Source organism: Pristimantibacillus sp. PTI5, assembly GCF_048572955.1.
Classification (GTDB): Bacteria; Bacillota; Bacilli; order Paenibacillales; family Paenibacillaceae; genus Pristimantibacillus.
This window is the reverse complement of sequence record NZ_CP183886.1, coordinates 4,008,577-4,027,929: the sequence shown is the minus strand read 5'-3', so window position 1 is coordinate 4,027,929 and position 19,353 is coordinate 4,008,577. Positions and strand designations below refer to the sequence as shown.

At 44.8% G+C, this 19,353-nt stretch carries 18 protein-coding genes and 1 pseudogene; 3 read left to right on the top strand and 16 right to left on the bottom strand.

The window, feature by feature from the left end; all coding sequences use genetic code 11:
- Positions 1-253: 253 nt before the first annotated feature.
- The 15 genes and pseudogenes from ACN6MW_RS18050 to ACN6MW_RS17980 form a co-directional block, all read right to left on the bottom strand.
- Positions 254-427, bottom strand: coding sequence for a hypothetical protein (locus tag ACN6MW_RS18050; protein WP_419871447.1), 174 nt, complete (start codon positions 425-427; stop codon positions 254-256).
- A 188-nt stretch (positions 428-615) separates the two neighbouring features.
- The gene (locus ACN6MW_RS18045; RefSeq protein ID WP_419871446.1) at positions 616-1,707 is read right to left on the bottom strand and encodes a CapA family protein; all 1,092 of its coding nucleotides are present in this window, start codon (positions 1,705-1,707) and stop codon (positions 616-618) included.
- 263 nt (positions 1,708-1,970) lie between these two features.
- Positions 1,971-2,537, bottom strand: a complete 567-nt coding sequence (locus tag ACN6MW_RS18040; RefSeq protein WP_419871445.1) for a DUF1572 domain-containing protein — start codon at positions 2,535-2,537, stop codon at positions 1,971-1,973.
- The gene (locus ACN6MW_RS18035; protein ID WP_419871444.1) at positions 2,537-3,127 is read right to left on the bottom strand and encodes a copper amine oxidase N-terminal domain-containing protein; all 591 of its coding nucleotides are present in this window, start codon (positions 3,125-3,127) and stop codon (positions 2,537-2,539) included. Before ACN6MW_RS18035 ends, ACN6MW_RS18040 begins: the two co-directional genes overlap by 1 nt.
- A 126-nt stretch (positions 3,128-3,253) precedes the next feature.
- A pseudogene (locus ACN6MW_RS18030) lies at positions 3,254-3,373 on the bottom strand (leucine-rich repeat domain-containing protein); the annotation flags it as partial.
- 5 nt (positions 3,374-3,378) lie between these two features.
- Positions 3,379-3,570, bottom strand: a complete 192-nt coding sequence (locus tag ACN6MW_RS18025; RefSeq protein ID WP_419871443.1) for a hypothetical protein — start codon at positions 3,568-3,570, stop codon at positions 3,379-3,381.
- Positions 3,571-3,761: 191 nt separating this feature from the next.
- The gene (locus ACN6MW_RS18020) at positions 3,762-4,202 is read right to left on the bottom strand and encodes a DUF6843 domain-containing protein (protein ID WP_419871442.1); all 441 of its coding nucleotides are present in this window, start codon (positions 4,200-4,202) and stop codon (positions 3,762-3,764) included.
- A 294-nt stretch (positions 4,203-4,496) separates the two neighbouring features.
- Positions 4,497-5,150 carry a hypothetical protein gene (locus ACN6MW_RS18015; protein ID WP_419871441.1) on the bottom strand — a complete coding sequence of 218 codons (654 nt, stop codon included), beginning with the start codon at positions 5,148-5,150 and terminating at the stop codon, positions 4,497-4,499.
- 312 nt (positions 5,151-5,462) lie between these two features.
- A complete protein-coding gene (locus tag ACN6MW_RS18010; protein WP_419871440.1) occupies positions 5,463-5,705 on the bottom strand; it encodes a hypothetical protein in 243 nt (80 codons plus the stop codon).
- A 62-nt stretch (positions 5,706-5,767) separates the two neighbouring features.
- Entirely contained in the window at positions 5,768-7,207 is a 1,440-nt protein-coding gene (locus ACN6MW_RS18005; protein ID WP_419871439.1) for a GH32 C-terminal domain-containing protein, read from the bottom strand.
- Between the two features lie 456 nt (positions 7,208-7,663).
- Entirely contained in the window at positions 7,664-8,971 is a 1,308-nt protein-coding gene (locus tag ACN6MW_RS18000) for an ABC transporter substrate-binding protein (RefSeq protein ID WP_419871438.1), read from the bottom strand.
- 110 nt (positions 8,972-9,081) lie between these two features.
- The gene (locus ACN6MW_RS17995) at positions 9,082-10,191 is read right to left on the bottom strand and encodes a glycoside hydrolase family 172 protein (protein WP_419871437.1); all 1,110 of its coding nucleotides are present in this window, start codon (positions 10,189-10,191) and stop codon (positions 9,082-9,084) included.
- Between the two features lie 22 nt (positions 10,192-10,213).
- Positions 10,214-11,059 (bottom strand): carbohydrate ABC transporter permease, encoded by an 846-nt coding sequence (locus ACN6MW_RS17990; RefSeq protein WP_419871436.1) that lies wholly within the window; start codon positions 11,057-11,059, stop codon positions 10,214-10,216.
- Between the two features lie 13 nt (positions 11,060-11,072).
- Complete coding sequence (locus ACN6MW_RS17985; protein WP_419871435.1) at positions 11,073-11,948, bottom strand: carbohydrate ABC transporter permease; 876 nt, start codon at positions 11,946-11,948, stop codon at positions 11,073-11,075.
- A 51-nt stretch (positions 11,949-11,999) separates the two neighbouring features.
- Complete coding sequence (locus tag ACN6MW_RS17980) at positions 12,000-13,274, bottom strand: extracellular solute-binding protein (protein ID WP_419871434.1); 1,275 nt, start codon at positions 13,272-13,274, stop codon at positions 12,000-12,002.
- Positions 13,275-13,433: 159 nt separating this feature from the next.
- Between ACN6MW_RS17980 and ACN6MW_RS17975 the strand changes: the two genes are divergently transcribed.
- Together ACN6MW_RS17975 and ACN6MW_RS17970 are read left to right on the top strand one after the other, a co-directional pair.
- On the top strand, positions 13,434-15,233 hold the full coding sequence (locus tag ACN6MW_RS17975; protein ID WP_419871433.1) for a cache domain-containing sensor histidine kinase: 1,800 nt from the start codon (positions 13,434-13,436) through the stop codon (positions 15,231-15,233).
- A gap of 7 nt (positions 15,234-15,240) precedes the next feature.
- Complete coding sequence (locus tag ACN6MW_RS17970; protein WP_419871432.1) at positions 15,241-16,848, top strand: response regulator transcription factor; 1,608 nt, start codon at positions 15,241-15,243, stop codon at positions 16,846-16,848.
- A 438-nt stretch (positions 16,849-17,286) separates the two neighbouring features.
- On the opposite strand, the gene ACN6MW_RS17965 is transcribed toward ACN6MW_RS17970, so the two are convergent.
- On the bottom strand, positions 17,287-18,144 hold the full coding sequence (locus ACN6MW_RS17965; protein WP_419871431.1) for a phytanoyl-CoA dioxygenase family protein: 858 nt from the start codon (positions 18,142-18,144) through the stop codon (positions 17,287-17,289).
- A 171-nt stretch (positions 18,145-18,315) separates the two neighbouring features.
- Between ACN6MW_RS17965 and ACN6MW_RS17960 the strand changes: the two genes are divergently transcribed.
- On the top strand, positions 18,316-19,212 hold the full coding sequence (locus ACN6MW_RS17960; RefSeq protein WP_419871430.1) for a helix-turn-helix domain-containing protein: 897 nt from the start codon (positions 18,316-18,318) through the stop codon (positions 19,210-19,212).
- Positions 19,213-19,353 lie beyond the last annotated feature (141 nt).

Genomic DNA, 19,353 nt, shown 5'->3' with positions numbered 1-19,353 from the left:
ACCTTACTAAATTTGAGTTTGTTGTAATTTAGCAGAAGCATAGGACAAAAGAAGGACCGCGTATGTCGCGGACCAATATAACAACAAAAGAAGCTGGCTTTCACCACGCTAACCTGCCCGTTAGCGTAACAGTATTTTCAATAAATAACCTTATGTATTTAAAAACCAGCCCCTCAAGGGCTGGTTCACCGGTTCAATGCCCTGTTTTGTGAAAATATGATTTATGCTGCAACATTGCAAGTTGGCGACTTTCTTACGAAGGTTGATCCTTTTTATCAACCGAAGCATCCGCCCGTTTCTCGTCATACAGCTCGAGCTTAATAACGCCGCGATCTTGTATGAAATTTTCCTCCGACCGTCCATTGATAGCCGATTTCAGTAATTTTGCCATCGGGATCTCTACGTCCGTACGCCTCCTCGTTACCATCTCCGAACATCCCTTTACTGTAATCAGAAATATTTTGTTTATTATCGGGGCCGTTCCTTGCTGGTCAGCGAAATTGCCCTCCAATAAATGTTGCAAGGGGGCTCCCGCTTGAATATGGGCCTGCTAGGTGGACAATAGGGAAATCATCTTTGAACTCAAAAAGAGAGACCGAATTTCCAAAGCGGGATTTAAAACGAGTTGCCCGGCAGTGGGTCGCCCCCTTTATACATGCGAAGCGTACTACGATAGGTGCGTTTCATCCGGGCCATCTGCCCGACGAAATAGCTCTCAGGCTTTTGAAGCGCCTCATGAATCGGCACAACCCGATAGCTTCGTTGCTTGCCATCCTTCGAGATACATACCCAAGTCGGTATGTATTCAATACCTGCGAGCCGGACGTAGCCGTCGGATGTTTTCCGAATTCGGATACGAACAATAATACCGGTTAAAGCGGCATCCTTGCCGTGTAGCCGCGTGGAAATAAAGTTACCCAGTGAGTAGATCGCGAACCGTTTTCTCATCCGTCCTTCTATATCTTTCACAGTGCGGTACACCGCTGGCTGAAGAACATGCGGATGCGCGCCAAGAACCACATCAGCTCCCTGACGAAACAAGAATCGGACCAGCTCCTTTTGGTGGGCAGATGGACTTCGGTGATATTCAAATCCGTTATGCACGCAGACTATAATGAAATCCGATATCCTCCGCAATCGTTTCAAATCTTGTTTCATGTTCATGCGTACAATCTTCTTAACGCCGGCAGGCTGCCCCTTAGGAACGGTATTGCCGTTCGTGTCCCTCGTATACGAGAGTACGCCGATACGAATCCCTCCGGCAACATGAACACAGAGCTTTCGAGACTCATTCCTGTTCCGGTACGTTCCGACATGGGCAATCCCGTTCTTATCAAGTACTTCGAGCGTCCGTTTGAGCCCGCGAACACCATAATCCATGCTATGGTTATTTGCCGTAGCGAGCACATTGAAACCAATGGTCTTCAAAGCCGAGGCGAAGTTATCCGGACATTTGAAGACCGGATTTCCATTCCTCGGATTTCGAATCGTCTTCGTGTATCCGTCTTCCGATCCACCGGCAAAGGTTGTCTCGAGATTGCCTATCGTCAGATGCGCATCCTGCAGATATTGGGAAACTGGTTCAAACACCTGCTCGAAAGCATAAAGCCCGTTGTCACCTAGTTTATCGCTAGTGCGCATTGATCGAATAAGCAGCGGCTTCATCAGGAGATCTCCAACCGCCGCAATGATAATATCATCAGACATGCAATCTTCCTTTCTATAGTCTGATTTTTTCTAGACATTATATGCGATTCCACTCGACTTCGACATCTATTAGAAAACTAGTCGATTACAGTATAAGAAAAGCACCATCGAAAGATGATGCTTACTAGAAGTAGCTTATTTAGCTATCGGATTTTGTGTTTTACTAATATTACCGTATTACAAAGAAGAGAGATATCTCTGATATCTCTGACTGATACCACGCTAACCTGCCCGTTAGCTCAATAACAATCGAATCTGTATCTTTAAACAGGATTATCCTCTTCTTTGATTGTTTGCTTTCGGTGATTATCAAGCATTCGTTTTAAATATTCTTCAGATTTCCCCTTTGGGATACTTAGACTTTCCCATCCATTATTTTTCACTTGTTTACCAATATAAACAATTTGTCCCACATGATAAGAATAATGTGCCATTTGCCTCTCAATAGCCTCTAATACCAAATGAGCTTCTCCACGAATATATATATTTTTCAATAAATCTTGCTCACTTAAATCGGTTAATGTATCAATTAGGGTTTGCCAACCCTTTTCCCAAACAACTGTGAGTTCTGATTTTGAAGATATAGCATCTAAAAATTCTTCATCACGATTTCTATATTCCTTCTCTCCGTCTGAAGTCAAAAAGTCAGTCCACCTTGAAACCATATTTCCACTCAGGTGCTTTATTATTATTGCAACACTATTTGACTCGTCATTATAAGTCCAATAGATTTCCTCTTCAGATAATTGGTTTATCGTTTTATCTCCAAGACTTTTTACACTTTTAAATCTTTCAATTACAATTTTCAAATATTCGGTTCCAATATTCATTATTCCGCCCCCTCAAAAATAATGACCATTTTTTTGCTGCCTAAGTATTCAACGGAAGCATTAAACTGTTCTGAAACAAAGCGTATAGGAACAAAAGTCGTGTTATTTCTCGAGAGTAAAGGCGAGTCAAACAGCACGGTTTGCTGGTTCACCCGTACTTGCCTATTCCCCAAAGCCCAACGTATCTTTTTATCGTTTTTTTGAATCGTTACCTCTTTAGTGCTTTGGTTCCAGCCTACGTTTGCCCCAAACTTCTCAGAGATGAAACGAACCGGCACATAAGTACGACCCATGTGTATAAATGGTGCTGCCGTATTACGGTAAGCTCTGTCGCCCACATATGCTGCAGTGCTTCCAATTACCAGGCGCTGCGTCTTCCTCTGAGACTTTTTAACTCCTTCAAGATCACTAATATTGTTCACTTTTATGAATATTTTGGATGTTTCGGTGCCTTGGCTCAAGTCCAAGTTGTTGTTATTCAGCTCAACTCCATGGAAGTACTCGATAGAACTATCAAATGCAATATTTTGAATTGGTTCTAAATCCCAAACCCGATTGTTGCTCAAGTAGAGAGCAACTAGACTTTTCATACTCCTTAATGGTTCCAAATCATAAATCTTGTTCGATGATAAGTTCAGCTGTGACAAGCTAACTAATCTCGATAAAGGAGCAAGATCTTTAATGTTATTATTGCTCGCATTGAGGTCACCAAGTTTAACTAATCCCGCTAACGGCTTAAGATCAGTGATCTTATTACCTCCAATTGATAGCATCGTTAGGTTGGCCAATTCCGCTAGCGGTGTGAAATCAGCAACCTTGTTATTGTCAAATGACAGTGTTGTTAGATTGGTGGATAGCAGCCTTTGGCTACTGATTCTTCGCTGGTTTTTTTCAATAATGATTTAATAGCTATTTCAAGATTTGGGTCAGCAAAGACCGCTTCCTGGCTGAGAGCCGCCTCCGCATAGACTTGACTTGAAAAGCTCGTACATAGCACGAAAATAAGTAAATAAACGGTAAAACGTTTCATCATTCTGACTTTCTCTCCTATGACTGTACTAGACGAATTGAAAATCCGTTATACTATTATAGCATATGACATTTTATTAATTGACAGACAAGTAATCTGCTCCTTGTTCGTTCAACTGAGTTTATTTTCCATTTACCACCTGGTGGTTATTCAAGAGATAACTCACCAGCATAGAAATTAAAAGCAAAATGAGCCTATGGTGCAATGTGTTTTTCCCATTGCTCTTTTGTTCCAACAAAGAAAGTAAGTCTTTCAGGTATCTTCACTGCTGTTTCACTTGATTCCCCAAAAGACCCAGATGAAGTTCCTAGTCCATGTATCATTGGTACATTTGAGGGCATTTTTGTTAGTTGTCCATTAGTTTCGGAATAATAAAAAACCATAGGGCCAGTAACGTTTTTGCTTGAAGTTTTTATTTTTCCGGTGGAATAAACCTCATATACAATATAATTCCCATCTTGCTTTAATGCGGGGGAATTCGGTTGTTCATATATCACTTCTATCAAACCCGTATAATTTTTAGGCAATATAAACTTATGGGTTTGTTTATCTGTTATATAGAAAGATATAATGCCTGCCCCAATAACAAGACAAACAGCTATTGTCGCAGCTAATATACCAAGAGTTCTTTTCATATAATCACTTCCTAACATAAAAAATATCACCATTATGAGATAATCTAACCATAATAAACAATAAGCAGACTTAAAGTAGGTCCCGAATTAGTAAAGTGGTATTGCCATGCTTTCTCTCTCATCAAATTTCTCTTGATTCAAGGTTAACAGAAATTTTTTCTGCCGAGCAGTTCTAAGTTATTTAGAACCTGACGCCCGTTAGCATAATAAAATGAGCAGGCCACTGTAGCGCCTGCTCATCCATGTATGTTTTTGAACTATCGTTACCCATTGGTTGAACTATCCACTGAACTTCTACGCTTGGGTAGATGGGATGAAGATATTTATTAACTTGTTCAATTGAGGAAACTGGTCCCGTTCAATAAGTACGACTAATATTTCATTACCAGTATCCGCGAAGAAAAATCTTTTTCTGCTACCGCTCGCAGCAAGCAATTCAGAAAAGATCGCGAAGATTTCGAGGCTCAGCCAATCGTCCTGCGCGAAAAGTGAATAGCGATAGTTCGTACCGTTAGCTTTAAAGGCAATCCACACCTCACCGGCTTCAATATCCACGTACTCCTGAATATCGGTAACGCTTATTGTCGGGTCAACCATAACCGCAATCCGTTTTAATCCTTGAACATAATCCCCGTGATCCTCGATACATTCGCGATCGAAGCACCAAACGTCATTAGTCGGGTATAGATCACTGTTAGGTTCTATGCTGTCTCTTTCCCTCCCCATACTCATTAGGAGATGAATGTAAGGGCGTTCCTCATAATCTCTGATTTTGAAATCTAATATGTCCCTGATTTCTATTTTCTTTTTAAGTGTAATGCCTAATTTACCCAAATTCGCGAGCTGCTCTTCAATCGAAATACGGACTTGCGGAGGCTTGGAAAATTTGTATTTGCGCTTAAAAAAACTAAACATGCCTTTGATGATTCCCCCCTTGTTGCAGATCACAATTCACCACCTGTAGTTGAAGCTGATGATAATCTGACCTGCATTACAGACTATGTGTCGGTTCTTGACCAAAATCCCCAATAATAAATTGGTGAAGATAGCTGTATTCTACTATCGTTCTCCGTTAACATTCCTGTAGAGCGTTAATTTTGCGATTTGCAAAAAAACGAGGCGCGTCGGTACGATCGAAGAAGGTAAGGCAACGGGTCGTAGCCCTAAACCAGGAAGACGCTCTACTATGAAGGGGATCGACATCGCCCATCAAATGCATGTTGCGCATGCTGTAAACTTTCGTGGCATCATCACCGGAGACTACTTATCCTTTCTAATGACGAGGGAGTGTTTCGTAATCTCTTGCTTTGGATTCAATAGTTGCAAACCACTCATCGTTAAGCGCAGCCATTGTCCGGATGGAACCAACCGGGCATTACTGGCTAAACGTCTCGGAATCCCATTCCAGAGAAACCACAGACGCACCTGACCGTGTTTGCTTCGTGTTCTATCCACCATCACACCCATGCCGATATCTGAAAATGCTTCGATCACTTTGGTCATGGCCCCAAAAAAAGACTCCTCGATTGGGAGTCTTTTTTACCCAGTATTTAATTTTCATCATATCACATCAGATTCACCTCTGACCGTCTCACCCTCACATGCTTGAATTGAGCATTCCCTTGGCTTACGAACAATCCGAGCTTTCCTCGTTCGATATCGTACATTCTAGCACTTATCGCAACTTCCCCATTTATATATATCTCGCAAATCGATCCATCGATGAAGATCAGCAGCTCATGGTAACGATCAGGCAGCAGCTCGATCGGCCGCTCTAATTCGACCTCATAGGGAAACGTCTTTCCCCCTTCTTCACTCTGCATGATGGGGCCGCGAAACGTAACCCTATTTCGCTGCGGCTCCAGCGTTACATAATAAGCGTCGTCCAGACCCTCCCCCGCACGCAGCATAACACCTGCCCCCTGCGTAAGTTCCGAGAAACGGATATCCAACGATACTTTGCAGCGATCGGGTAATTCCTCTTGCGTTAGACTCGCCGCAAACGCATAGGGAGATTCACACACATGCTCGTCTAGGGCCGACGACGTCCATGTACCCGTGATCCCATCCACATGGAGCGGTTGCTCGACCGCGAACGCCGCATTCACCGAGTCCGGCACTTTAACGGCGAGCGTACCGTCTGGACGCTGGATGATCTCATGGACTACGAGATTGCCACCCCAGTCCCATGTATCATAATCTTTTCCGGGATGCTTAGGAGGATTCCACCCGAACAAGTCGTCATTCTTCGTCGGATTCCAACCGAATAAATACCGATTCCGACCATCCGATACCGACTTCGCCGCATAGAACGCCCTGCCGTCGAACGTATCGACCTTTGGTGTAATCCATGGACCATTCAAGGACCGACTCATGCGGTAGAAGGTGGCGAACCGATCCGTATAGTTAGAGTAAACCAGATACCACCAGTCTCCCATCTGGAATAAATCCGGGCATTCGTGAGCCCCGACATGAATATTCGGCGCATAGAGCGGCTCACGACACGTCCACTTCTTCAAGTCCTGTGATGTGAGCAGGGCCACGCAGCCCTTTCGATTGGATGCTCCCTTAGCCATCGCGGCGAGAATCATCCAATATTGCCCCTCCTCTTCGTTCCAGAACACAAAAGGATCCCGCCAATCTGAAAGCTCGTAGATCAGGTTATCGGCGGAGAAGGTATCCTCCGGAATTGTCGTCCAGTTCATCAAATCCGTGCCGGTTGCATGGCAGACCAACTGCTTCCCCTCGGGAAAGATGCAATAGAATAGATGATAAGTGTTCTCCACCTTCAGAACATGACCGGTCCCCCCGAGAATTTTGCATGCCCCATACTCCCGGTAATCACAGAAATCGCTCGTTCCGATCAGATGCCAGCCGTGATCCAGACCTTCCCGGTAATTCTCACGCCATCCGTGAAGATAAAACAGTTTAAACTCATTGTCCTCATAGTAGGGGATCACATCTCCAACCCAGGCATTGTTAGGACGATAGAAAAACTCTTTCATTGACTGATTCCTCCCGCTAATTCAGCTTCATAGGCAGATTTCATTTCCCAAATCTCTAACGATTTTACGATAGTTGATGAAGTCATTCTCGCATTTTTATCTCCTTCATCTTGTTGAAAGAAAGCATCACCCCTTCATTTAAACGTTTACGCAAACGTTTATATGAAATATAAAAAAAATATGATTGAATGTCTTATCTATGTTGTCTCATCAATATATTCATTTTTTCTTAAAAAGAAAACATCAACTGCAGATAATGTAAACGATTTCCTTAATATTGTCAATTCCCTATTTACTACATAAGAGAAGTAACCCAAACAGTTTAAAATACTCGAGATCTTGAAGCACTGAACACTGGATACGCCGCACGGTAAATTGTTTTCACTTGACTTCCATTGCAGCTTCTACATACGAGTATACATTATCCGGCGACAACTGATATTTAGTACTGGAGTTTTACCGCAACAAAAAATCGTCCCAAATATTCTGGAATTCCTCGAACAGTTGCTTTTTACCGATTTGCTTGCCGATGTACGCCTGAATTTGAATCGCCATCTGTGAACTGTTCGCTTCATAACCGGGGAACCGCTGCCACATCCAAGGGAGGATTTTCCCTTCCTTTGTATACTTGATAATATCTGCCGCTAAAGGGCCGAGCTGCTCTTCGCTGGCCGGAATGCTCTTGAAAGCTGGAATCAATTTGGCATCTTCAACGATAAACGATTTGCCGGCATCCGATGTAACCAGCCAATTCAGGAAAGCTTTAGCCTCTTCCTTCACTTGGGAGGTCTTGCTTACAACCCAGTAGTTCGCTACGCCAACCTGAAGTTTGTCCATCGCACTGGCGTCATCATTAATAGGCATCGGCAAAAAGCCGATCGCAATATTCGGATTGATTCGGTCGATTTGCAGCTGCGTCCATATGCCCTGCTGCATCATGGCTGCCTTTCCTTGCGCGAAGTTCGTTACCTGTGTGTTGTAGTCTGTTTGAAGCGAATTTTGTTGCCCATATTCGATTGTCAAATCGACCAACTTCAGCCATTGCTCAAACGTCTCGTTACCTATCAGCTTAAGATTTCCTTTCTTCACGCTTTCTACAAAGGCAACTGGATCAGACTGATGGGAAAAAGCAACATTCAACAAGTGATTGCCAACGACCCACCATTCCCCGTAGCCATTCTCGAAAGGCTGAATGCCTGCAGCTTTGAGCTTCTCGGCCGCTTCCCGCAGCTGCGTTAATGTTTTCGGGGGACCGGTTATGCCGGCTTGGCTGAACAGAGTCTTATTATAGATAAAGCCCCAGCCTTCCATCGCAAGTGGCATACCATAGATTTTTTCGTCTTTAGTAATCGCTGGTTTCGCCAACTCGACAATATCGTCGACCCATGGCTGATCGGACAGATCTTCAAGGTGTTCCTCCCAGAGATCCAAATCGCTGTACCCAGCAACAAAGAAAATATCGGGTTTGTCTCCGGAATTAAATCTCGTCTTTAGCCCCGCGCTGTAGTCGCAGCCGCCACCGCACGTATCGACTTCGATTTTCACGCCGGTTTCCTTTTCGAATTCACCGATAAGCGTGCTTAGTTGTTCAGCCATTTCCACTTTAAAATTGTATAGCTTCACGGTTTTCCGTGTCATGCCGGCTGACGAATTCCCATCTTCATTTTCATTCGCCGTACTGTCTTCGTTATTTACGCATCCAGCTGCTATCAGAGCGATCATGAGCAAAATGGACACGAGGTTCCGTAACTTTCGTTTTATCATATATCACGTATTTACTCCTGCTTCCATTGAAATGTACATCCATGATACCAAAAAGAAGGGCATGCTGCACGATATGCAGCCTGCCACCGAAACAAATTCTGTATAAGTTATTACCTTGGCCATCTTTCTTCTTTACCTATCAAGGGCTCGAATGGATTATGAGGTTCGGATTGATACCAATACGCGACCGAAGCGACATCATCCTGACGTTCGAATAGCCCCTTCTTGTAAACCCCGATTTGTTGAATCGTTACCTTGATATCATCGTTAAACCGGATCGGGTCGAGAATATGCCAACGATAAAAACCTCTCATCGGCGGGACGTCATCATTGTGATATAAATTGTGGACGGCCTCGTCTTGATTGGAGTAATATGGATAGCCCATAAACGGCGTACAATAGGTATTCTCTACCGTCTTTCCGTCCTTCTGCGTCGCAAAACTCCAAGCTCCGCCGAAATAATCTTCGGTGCCGGTTCCGCAGATGGTAGGATAGTCTTTATCGCCGTCAATGTACATCTTGATTTCGCCTTCGCCCCACCAATATCTCTCCAGCGTGGTCAGCGCCATGTAGGTGCCTACGTATTGTCCTTTTCCCCGGACGTTATCTAATATCACGTAGTCCTCTTGCTTGCTCGTGATCCGTTGCCGCTTCCATTGTGCGTGGAAATATGCCACATTGTCCGGCAGCTCGTCATGCAAACAATAATCCACCTGATAGAAGAGTGCCGGTATCGGCGCTTCATGCTGGTTCTCGATCGTAATTTTTGCTTTCTTCCGGAAAGGCATCGGGAAATAGCTGTTGAAGCCCCTCGTCGGATTTACGACGATCGGCATCGAGTTTACGGTGCAGCCTCTCGAGAATCCGTTGCAAAAGAAGTCGCCGAGCGGGCTTTCCACTGAAGGAACCGTTTCGTCGTCCCAATACATGCGAAGAACAAGATCTCGAAGAACATTAGTATCCTTGTCGGTTTGGTCCGTAACCGTAATCCAAATATGTTCGATGATTCCCGGCCCGGCCATTTCGGCCAGCGTAACGGTCGTTCCAGACTGTACATCGCGGATGCACGGCGAGCCTTTGCGGGAAGGACCCAAATGGCTGGCCTCTTTCCCTCCCGCGCCTTTCTCGCCATTCGGATTTTCTGCGTTGATGGCACGGCTCCTGCCGCTTTTAATCAATGGGAGAGACGAGAGCCCTCCGATAAACGGGTTATCAAACATGTTATTATTTCTCCTCTCATTACTATCCTTTTACGCCGCCTGCCATAATGCCTTCCATGATCTGTCTTTGGAATATCCCGACGAAAATAATAATCGGCAAAATAATAATCCAACCCATCGAGCTGACTAAATCCCACGGTACGGCATACATATTATCCCTTAAGGGCAGCTGCGTGATGGCGGTAGACAGAACTGAAATTCCGTTCGAATAAAATAACGGCGTAAAAAAGTTATTTAAACACGTGATGAAGTTCACTATACAGACTGTCGCGATTGCAGGCCTCAGAAGAGGCAATGTCACATAAAACATCGACTGGAGAAAACCGCAGCCGTCAATTGAAGCCGATTCTTCGATTGAAACCGGTATATCGCTAAGAAAGTTTTGCAGAATAAGGATGGTGAATGGAATAATGCCGCTGATGTACAGGATAATTAAACCTGTGTACGTATCGAATAAATGAACTTGCCGCAAAAAATCGTACAGCGGGCGCGCAGTCACCACGTCGGGAATCAACATGGAGCCTAGCAAAAAGGCAACCGCCATCGATAAACCTTTATTTTTGAACCGGGCAAAACTAAATGCAGCCATGACGGATAGGATCATGCCGGTGGTAATCGACAAGCCAACAATAATAAGGGTGTCCCTCGATTTTGCCAGCAAACCGACATTTCCGATCAGGTAAGAATAGCTTTCCAGCGTGGGATTGACCGGCCAATATTTAATCGGTTTCGAAAACAATTCCCCCGATGGCGTGATGGATGAGATGAAGATCCACCACAACGGGAAAAGGATGAGGAAAGCGACAACGAGCGCTAAGGTCCACATCAAGCATCGCAGTAGGATGCGCTTAGATCCGTTCGAAAACATAAGTTATCGCTCCTTAATAATCTACACGTTTTGCCGCGCGCATACTGAGTGCGCTTAATAGCGCCATGATCAAGAAGAGTACGACAGCAATGGAAGAGGCATACCCGGTATTCAGATTTGTAAAAGCTTCCGTCGTAATGCGATATGCAATTAATGCGGTGCTTTCGCCGGGTCCCCCGCTTGTCATCGCGTAGACAACGTCAAACGAGGTAATTCTCCACATCGTAAAAAATATGCTTAACACCAAGATATTTTTCGAAATTAGAGGTAACGTTATCGTGAAAAACGATCGGATCGCCCCTGCGCCATCGATTTTGGCCGCTTCATATATATCGGAGGAAATAAACTGAAGACCTGCAAGAATGAGGATCGCAAAGAAGGGCAGGTCTTTCCATAAATCTACAGCAATAACCGCATTGCTTGCTGTAGTCGCATGGATGAGCCAATCCAATTTGAACGACGGGTTAAACCAACGGATAAAATCGTTTACCAAGCCGTATTCGTTATTGAAAGCCCACTTCGAAGCCATCGCAACGACCACCATCGGCATCGCCCAAGGTAGCAGCACGATCGTTCGAAGCACTTTTTGCCCGGCAAATTTCATATTTAATATGAGTGCCAGCGCAATGCCAAGCACGAGATGCCCGATCATGGATCCGACAACGAAAATGACCGTAAATTTAATGGATGTAATCATTTTCGAATCTTGAAATATATTCAGATAGTTTTGAAACCCGATAAACTCGTTAATTCCCCGCAGTAATTTCACGTCGTATAAACTAATACGAAATGTTTCTATAATCGGATAGACCGTTGTAAAAACCCGGATTAATAACGCCGGAAGAACAAGGATCCACGCGATGGTAAGATATTTTTTGTTTTCATACATATTAACGCGCCTTTCTTGTCGTTAAGATAAAATCGGTTCAAACGATTTTCCTTATTTATACTTCTCGACTGCCTCTTGGGCCTTTGTACAGAACTCGTCCAGTGTGATTTGATCTTGAATATAATTTTGGAAGAGGGTTCCCATTTCAGAAATAAACTCCATCGTTTGCGGAAGCATTGGACGGCCATGAATTTCGTTAGTCGCTTGAATTTCCGTATAAATATCCTTAACATCGCCGCTAACCGCTTCATTACTTGCAACGTCAGCCCTTGCAGGGTATCTTTCGAAATTTTTCCAACCACTTAGCTCACCATCTTCACCCGCCGCATACTTCAGGAACTTGATTGCAGCTTCCTTATTTTTCGAAGACGAATTCAGGACATAACTCCAGGAGTCCGTGAATATGCTTCTTTTTGCAAACCTCGGCATATTGATCATATGGATTTGGTCCATGCCGTAACGGTTTGCTTCCTTATAATCGTTGCCGGTTCCCCACATAAAGACCATCGCGTATTTGCCGTCGATAAATTTTTGGTTCATTTGCTCGTATTTATCAGCAATCTGGTCGATAGGCGTTACTTTCCAGGTATTGGCCATATCGTACATAAACTTTATTGCCTTTCGGCTGCCTTCATTGGTCCAGTCAAAATAATCTCCGCCAAAAAGGTTTACAAAAGTGGCAATTTCGTTAAACACATATGTCTTTTCCCAGGAACCGCCATAGCCAAACTGACCATCCTTGGTAGACGCTTTCATAAAGTTGATGAAATCTTCTTCGGTCTCGATCGACGTCATGCCGGCTGCATCCAGCTTCTTCTGGTCTACCCAAAGTCCAAGATAGCCCGAGTAACTCGGCACGCCGATAATGTCGCCTTTGTCCGAGGTCAACATATCCTCCATGTAACCCTGCGGAAACTGTTCTCTTATGTCGCTAGTTAGTACCGTATCTTGCAGCGGATCGAGCCAACCGGCGTTTTTAAAGGAAGTCGCCATTTCATCGTTAACTTCCAGAATATCGACGGAGCTGTCTCCAGAGGAGAGGATCGTCGAAATTTTTTGTTGGCGGGTATCCGAGTCGGTCGGAGCTGCTACCCATTTAATTTTGACGCCGCTCTTTTCCTGCGCCTCATTTAACCATGCTTCAAAATTCGGATTCGTGGACTGAATGGTGTAGAGTGTAATCTCGTCTTGCTTGCCGGAAGCGGTATCCGTTGTGCCCGAATCGGGAGCCGCATTGTTCGAACCCGAATTTGAGCCTGAGCATCCTGAAAGCAATACGATGAGCGCTGTGACTACTGCGAAAATTGAAGTCTTCGTTTTTTTCATGTTAACCCTCCTTTGTTTGATAGGGTTAGTATACTTGTAGCCGGGCGTTTAAAAGACAACCGCAATTGAACAAAAATGTGGAAGATATTGAACTTGGAATTACGCTGTGGCGGTGGTAAACTTGAAACCAATTATGGAACGAGGGGGATAGGAAAAAAAATGAATGTCCGCAACAGCATACGAAACAAGCTGATTGTATTCCTGCTGATCGCCATTATCCTGCCCATTTCCGCTTCCATTTTTATTTCTTATTTCTATACTAAACATTCTCTTAAAGTAGAAGCCATTCGCGAAAACTCGAACACGCTGCATCAAGGAACAGTGAGCATGATCAATCAGCTCAATCAGATCAACAACATTTCCCTGTACGTCTACAACAATATCCAAGAAGCCAACAGCTTATACGGTATTTTGCTTAGGGGGCAAAGCGATTTCATTGTCGAAAATCAACTGTATTCGGGGCTTCATTCGATCGAACAATCCGCGAAGGATATCCAGCAGGTTTATTTGTATTCCGAATGGGCCAATAAATCGTATTTGCTGATCGACGGCTATTTGAAACGCGAACCGGGGCGCATCGGGCTCGAGGGCCACTACATCCAGCCTAGCGGCAAAATCAACCCTTATTTCGAGCCTCCCCATCCCTCCCACAATTACGGGATGGAGGGTTTTCCTTATAGCCCTACTAATACTGTGCTGACGATTCATCGCCCCGTGTACCGTGCTCCGCTCAAAGAGCGAATCGGGATCCTCTCGATAGACTTTAAGCTGGATGGATTTCGCAGCATCAGCAATATGCTTTATGATAAGGGAAATGAAAACATTTATCTGTTCGACGACAATGGAACAGCCATCTATGCCTCTGAGGAAAACCTTATCGGCCAATCGCCAAAGTACACGTGGCTGGAGCAAGCTTTCCTGCAATCTGCCCCATCCGGCCACTTCGAGTGGAAAGAGACGGGGGGAAATGGGATCGTCCTCTATGAAAAATTCAAACTGATGGGCCGGAATTGGATCATCGTGAAGCAAATCCCGAACGAATACATCTATGAGAATGCATCGCGCGTACTTCAGATTAATATGCTTGTTCTGGTTACGTTTCTCTTTATCGCGATTGCCGCAACCCTTTTTGTATCCGTAAAGCTAACGGCACCCATTAAGAAACTGACGGAATCGATTAAAAAGACCAAACTAGGAAGATTACAGCTAGAGATCGAATCAGACCGCAGTGATGAAGTCGGTTTACTTGGAAATGCAATTAAAAATATGGTCGACATGATCAACAATCTCGTCATGAAGGAGCTTCGTCTCGAGCTAGCGAATAAGGACAATCAATTGAAAGCGCTGCAGGCGCAAATCAACCCGCATTTCATTTACAATACGCTTCAATCGATCGGTTCTATCGCCTTACATAATAATGTGCCTAAGATTTATGAAATGATCGCTTCCCTTGGTCTTATGATGCGTTACAACATGAAAACCGAAGAGACGGTCGTTCCGCTATCCAAAGAACTCGCACACATGAATGCTTACTTGGAGCTGCAGAAGCAGCGATTCAAAGAACGACTTCACTTCCGGATTGAAACCGACGAATCCATACTTGACATTCAGGTACCGAAGATGGTTTTACAGCCCATCGTGGAAAATTGCTTTAAGCACGGATTCACATCTAACATGGAAGCGTTCGAAATCACAATCACGGTCCAGACTGCGGAAGACTTACTTCGAATCAGCATTGCCGACAACGGGACGGGTGCTGCTGAAGAGCGCCTCCAAGTGTTGAAGCGACAGATCGAACGGGAAGCAACCGATACCGCCTCGGAAGGCTCCATCGGTCTCATCAATGTCGTATCCCGTCTTCGTTTATATTTCGATGCCGAAGTGCGCGTTTCCATTGCCAATCTTAAGCCATCAGGCTTCTCGGTCATGATCGACATCCCTTTTCGAAAGGAAGCGTAAATCTCATATGAAAGTGTTAATCGTGGATGATGAAGAAGATGTAAGAGATTCGATTCGGCTGCTCGTAGACTGGGACGAGCTTCAAATTACGACCATATTGGAAGCTTCGGATGGTTCTTCGGCAATTGCATTGATCCAGAGCGAAAAGCCGGAAATTATATTTACCGACATGAAAATGCCTAATGTCGACGGCATAGGCCTTTTGCAGTGGATCGAGATCGAAGCCCCTACGACCAAAACGATCGTCATCAGCGGTTATGACGATTATACGTACATTCGCAAAACGATGAAGCACGGCGGCCTCGATTATTTGCTTAAGCCGATCAACCGCGGAGAGCTGCTCGAATCGCTTCGAAATGCCGTGAAGTCCTGGCATCAAGAGGAGGAGGAGCGCCAGCTCGATATTAAGAAAAACGTGGAGATCAACCAAACAAGGAACATCTATTGGGATAAGGTTCTGTCCAAAGTCGTTTCCCAGCCGGGTTACTATCGTACCGTCGAAGGCGAACTGGGCGACGATTTCGGCTGGTCAACCGTTCGCGAGTGTCAGCTTGCCATGCTGCTGACCGATCCCTTGCCGCGGATCATTTTGCAGAAATTCGGGAAAAACCTCGATTTGCTCTTTTTTTTGATGACCAATATTTGCAACGAAATCATCGGCTCCCGAAGAAATGGTTACGCCTTCAAGCATACGGATCCGAATTACGGCATAATCCTGCTTATTACGGGCGAAAACTCCGAGCTTTCCAGAAAGCTGAACGAGATGAATGACGCTTTTCTTCGCATTCTCGGCGCTCATTTTTATTTTGCATGCAGCACGAACGAAGCTTTTCCGGACAAAATCCACATCGGCTTCGAGAAGGCATTGCAGACTGCTCGTTCAATTTCATTCCTTCAAGGAAATGCTTGGGTGTTCCGCTACTCCGATGCCAATCGTCCAAGGGAAAAACGGGTCGAGCTTGCTGATTACAGCGATCGGATTTCAATAGCCGTCTACAGCGGCGATATTCACCAGATCGAAGCGTCTATCGGAAAGTGGATGCAGGCTGTCAGCCAGCTGCAAGCCGTGACTTGGGATCATTTGAAATATTGGCGGTATGAATTTGAACTGCTGCGGAACCATCTTCTGCAATACAAGGATTACCCTGTCCACGATCACGGCGGCCAAACTTCCCACGGACTGTTTCCGATTGACCTAAACGGAAGACTTTCCCTGGAGTATTGGCAGAAGGAATGGACGGAAGAATTCGGACGTATTGCAGGTATTTTGAAAAATACGCAGCACAAGGAACACAATGTCATCTATCAAGTGAAGCAGTTTATCGATGCCAATTACAAGCAAAATTTGTCGCTGCAAGACATCGCAAGCCGATTCTTCATTAGCCGCGAGTATGTCTCACGCAGGTTTAAACAAGAATTCGGGATAAATATTTCCGAATATATGGAGAAGGTCAGGATCGATAATGCCAAAATTTTGTTGTCGAACGAGAAGTATCTGATCTCGACAATCGCGGAAATGGTTGGCTATCAGGATGGAAGGTATTTCAGTAAAATTTTCGGCAAGTTGACAGGCAAGACACCGAGGGAGTATCGAAAAAATAATGGCCTTGAATAAATCATTCATTTTAAGTATGTATTAAACCTTTCACCAAACGAAACCATCATGCATCCGCTTGAATATAGAAAAGTCCCGCGAAATATTCATCGGGACGTTCTAGGACATTGACATGCCGGAACACGGAGATGACGTTGCTATCGTCGAAGCGGTTCCCCGATTTATGCGGACCATAATATGTGATATTATCAAACCTCTGTAAGACGGGTAAGTCTTCCAAATGGAAGTCCTTTTTTGTGGGGAAATTTTGAAATAGAAAGCGCTTCTCGTACAGCTAATTTCCCAACCTTCAAAACATGTCCTCCTCTCAACACCCTCTGAATATCCAACAAGTAATGAACAACGATCGTCTATTATGATTTCACAAAAACCCGATCTAATGCGATCGGGTTTTATAACAATTTATATGGAAGGGATGAAGGGATGGGATTTGGCCCCTTACCTTAACTCGCCTCCATTTTGACTGTAATTGCTGTAGACAACCGGATTGAGCGGACTTGCCGCTAAATCTCCGACTTGGCAGCCAGGCAGCCAGGTTTGCAAATCGCTTTTGCGAGAATTGCTGTCCGGTTCCGCAACCTTAGTTCCGTCAGCATAATAGATAATGGTAATTACTTCACGCATCACGTCCGTGGGATTCCCTGGAGCCGAGTGCAGAGTCCAGCCTGCGTGGAACGTGGCGTCGCCTGCAGCCATTGCCCCGTAATTCACTTGTGTCAAGCCTTTTCCTTCGATATAGGCCTTCAGCGTCCGATGCGATTCATCCGAAATGAGCTCCCTGCTTAAGAACCCATTCCGATGGGATTCAGAAGCAAAAGTCATGGACCCTACCTCCTCTGAGATAGGAACGAGCAGCATCCATAACGTAATTGTTTTGTCCGTATCGAGCGGCCAATAGATTTGATCCTGATGCCAAGGCGTGTGTCCTCCGCCCGGTTCTTTATATAAGGCTTGATCATGATAGATCCGAACGGCGTCCACTCCCATGAGGTCTGCAGCAATTTTGGCAAAGCGTTCAGCTAAAACAAATCGTGCTAGCTTTTCATTCCTTTTCCATACGTTACCGATTTGAATAAATGCTTTGCCGTAGGTATCCCTTTCCTCCATTGGTTTATCGTGGTAGTTCAACTTCCTCACCAGTTCACTCATAATAGTCCTATAAGCCGCGATTACTTCTTCCGTTGCTACGTTCCGAAGCAGGATATGTCCGTTCTTGCCATAATCGGCTATTTGACTATTCGTCAGTTCAAAATTTCGATCGATTCGAGGCAGTTTTTCATCGTCAACGGTTTCCATGTATAACATCTCCTGTCTGCAATTTCACGTTCCTTGCTCGTTCTATTGTAGGGTCATTCCGTCATTAAATTCTTTGTGGGAACTGACCGATTTATTGTCAAAAATGACTGTTTACTTTAGAATTGCTGTAGCAGTATAGAGGTTGGACTTCTTTCAAAAGAGAGGACTATCATGCTAACATTAACCGAATTGCTGGATAACTCGCCTGTTCTTCCATATATAAGGGAAAGCGATTTCGCCGTGCGCTTGCCTTGGTTTATGCATGAAAGAAGACTGCTTGACTACTTGCTGATCTATATTCAAGAAGGTACGCTTAGAGTGACGGAAGAAGGCGTCGCAACGGATTACCAAGCTGGTGAATTCTGCCTGCTGCAACCTGGTACGCTGCATATGCTCGAAGGGCTGACGCACACGATCACGCCATTTGCCCATTTGGATTTTTTCTATCATTCGCAGCGCAAGGAAAGCTTTCCTACCAAGGCGGGACAAACGGATTTAACGGCTTATCTCCATCTGCTTCAGCCTCGCATAAACGACTTGTCAGGATTGCGTATTCCTAGCCGGTTCAAGCCTCGCGATCCGTTTCGCTTCAAGGATACCATGCTTAGAATGGTTGAATGCTGGAACCGGCACGACCCCTTAAACCGTTTAGAAGCGCAAAGCTGCGCAACCGAACTCATTATCATGCTGCTTCAGGATCATGCTGAACGAAGCTTGAATACGGCAACGTCTGACACTTCATTAAAGTGGATGACTGCATACCTTCATATGCATTTAGCCGAATCGATTACCATTGAAGAGATGGCCAGCCGAGCCAATCTTTCCCCGTCAAGGTTCAGAACGGTATTCAAGCAGCAATTCGGTCAACCGCCGCATCAATATTTATTGCAGCTTAGGCTTCGACATGCTTGCGAGCTGCTGCTGCAAACGAAATATCCGCTTCACACCATAGCCGAATATTGCGGGTTTGCCGACCTGCATCATTTCTCAAAAATTTTTCGCAAGCATATTGGTGATGCCCCCGGCGCTTATCGCAAAGCACGTCAGCAGGCCATAATATTTCTCTAAGTCAATCGCGTACACCGATCGTAATATCGTCAAAACAAAAAGACCCGCTCCTGTTTAAACAGGAAACAGGTCTTTTTTTGTACATGACTGAGTATTCTTCCCTCCTGATGGGGCGAATAATAACCGACTTCAATCATTCTT

Coding starts and splice junctions, on each gene's coding strand:
- ACN6MW_RS18050 (WP_419871447.1), bottom strand. CDS start 427: ATGGTAACGAGGAGGCGTACGGACGTAGAGATCCCGATGGCAAAATTA.
- ACN6MW_RS18045 (WP_419871446.1), bottom strand. CDS start 1,707: ATGTCTGATGATATTATCATTGCGGCGGTTGGAGATCTCCTGATGAAG.
- ACN6MW_RS18040 (WP_419871445.1), bottom strand. CDS start 2,537: ATGAATATTGGAACCGAATATTTGAAAATTGTAATTGAAAGATTTAAA.
- ACN6MW_RS18035 (WP_419871444.1), bottom strand. CDS start 3,127: ATGAAAAGTCTAGTTGCTCTCTACTTGAGCAACAATCGGGTTTGGGAT.
- ACN6MW_RS18025 (WP_419871443.1), bottom strand. CDS start 3,570: ATGATGAAACGTTTTACCGTTTATTTACTTATTTTCGTGCTATGTACG.
- ACN6MW_RS18020 (WP_419871442.1), bottom strand. CDS start 4,202: ATGAAAAGAACTCTTGGTATATTAGCTGCGACAATAGCTGTTTGTCTT.
- ACN6MW_RS18010 (WP_419871440.1), bottom strand. CDS start 5,705: ATGACCAAAGTGATCGAAGCATTTTCAGATATCGGCATGGGTGTGATG.
- ACN6MW_RS18005 (WP_419871439.1), bottom strand. CDS start 7,207: ATGAAAGAGTTTTTCTATCGTCCTAACAATGCCTGGGTTGGAGATGTG.
- ACN6MW_RS18000 (WP_419871438.1), bottom strand. CDS start 8,971: ATGATAAAACGAAAGTTACGGAACCTCGTGTCCATTTTGCTCATGATC.
- ACN6MW_RS17995 (WP_419871437.1), bottom strand. CDS start 10,191: ATGTTTGATAACCCGTTTATCGGAGGGCTCTCGTCTCTCCCATTGATT.
- ACN6MW_RS17990 (WP_419871436.1), bottom strand. CDS start 11,059: ATGTTTTCGAACGGATCTAAGCGCATCCTACTGCGATGCTTGATGTGG.
- ACN6MW_RS17985 (WP_419871435.1), bottom strand. CDS start 11,948: ATGTATGAAAACAAAAAATATCTTACCATCGCGTGGATCCTTGTTCTT.
- ACN6MW_RS17980 (WP_419871434.1), bottom strand. CDS start 13,274: ATGAAAAAAACGAAGACTTCAATTTTCGCAGTAGTCACAGCGCTCATC.
- ACN6MW_RS17975 (WP_419871433.1), top strand. CDS start 13,434: ATGAATGTCCGCAACAGCATACGAAACAAGCTGATTGTATTCCTGCTG.
- ACN6MW_RS17970 (WP_419871432.1), top strand. CDS start 15,241: ATGAAAGTGTTAATCGTGGATGATGAAGAAGATGTAAGAGATTCGATT.
- ACN6MW_RS17965 (WP_419871431.1), bottom strand. CDS start 18,144: ATGGAAACCGTTGACGATGAAAAACTGCCTCGAATCGATCGAAATTTT.
- ACN6MW_RS17960 (WP_419871430.1), top strand. CDS start 18,316: ATGCTAACATTAACCGAATTGCTGGATAACTCGCCTGTTCTTCCATAT.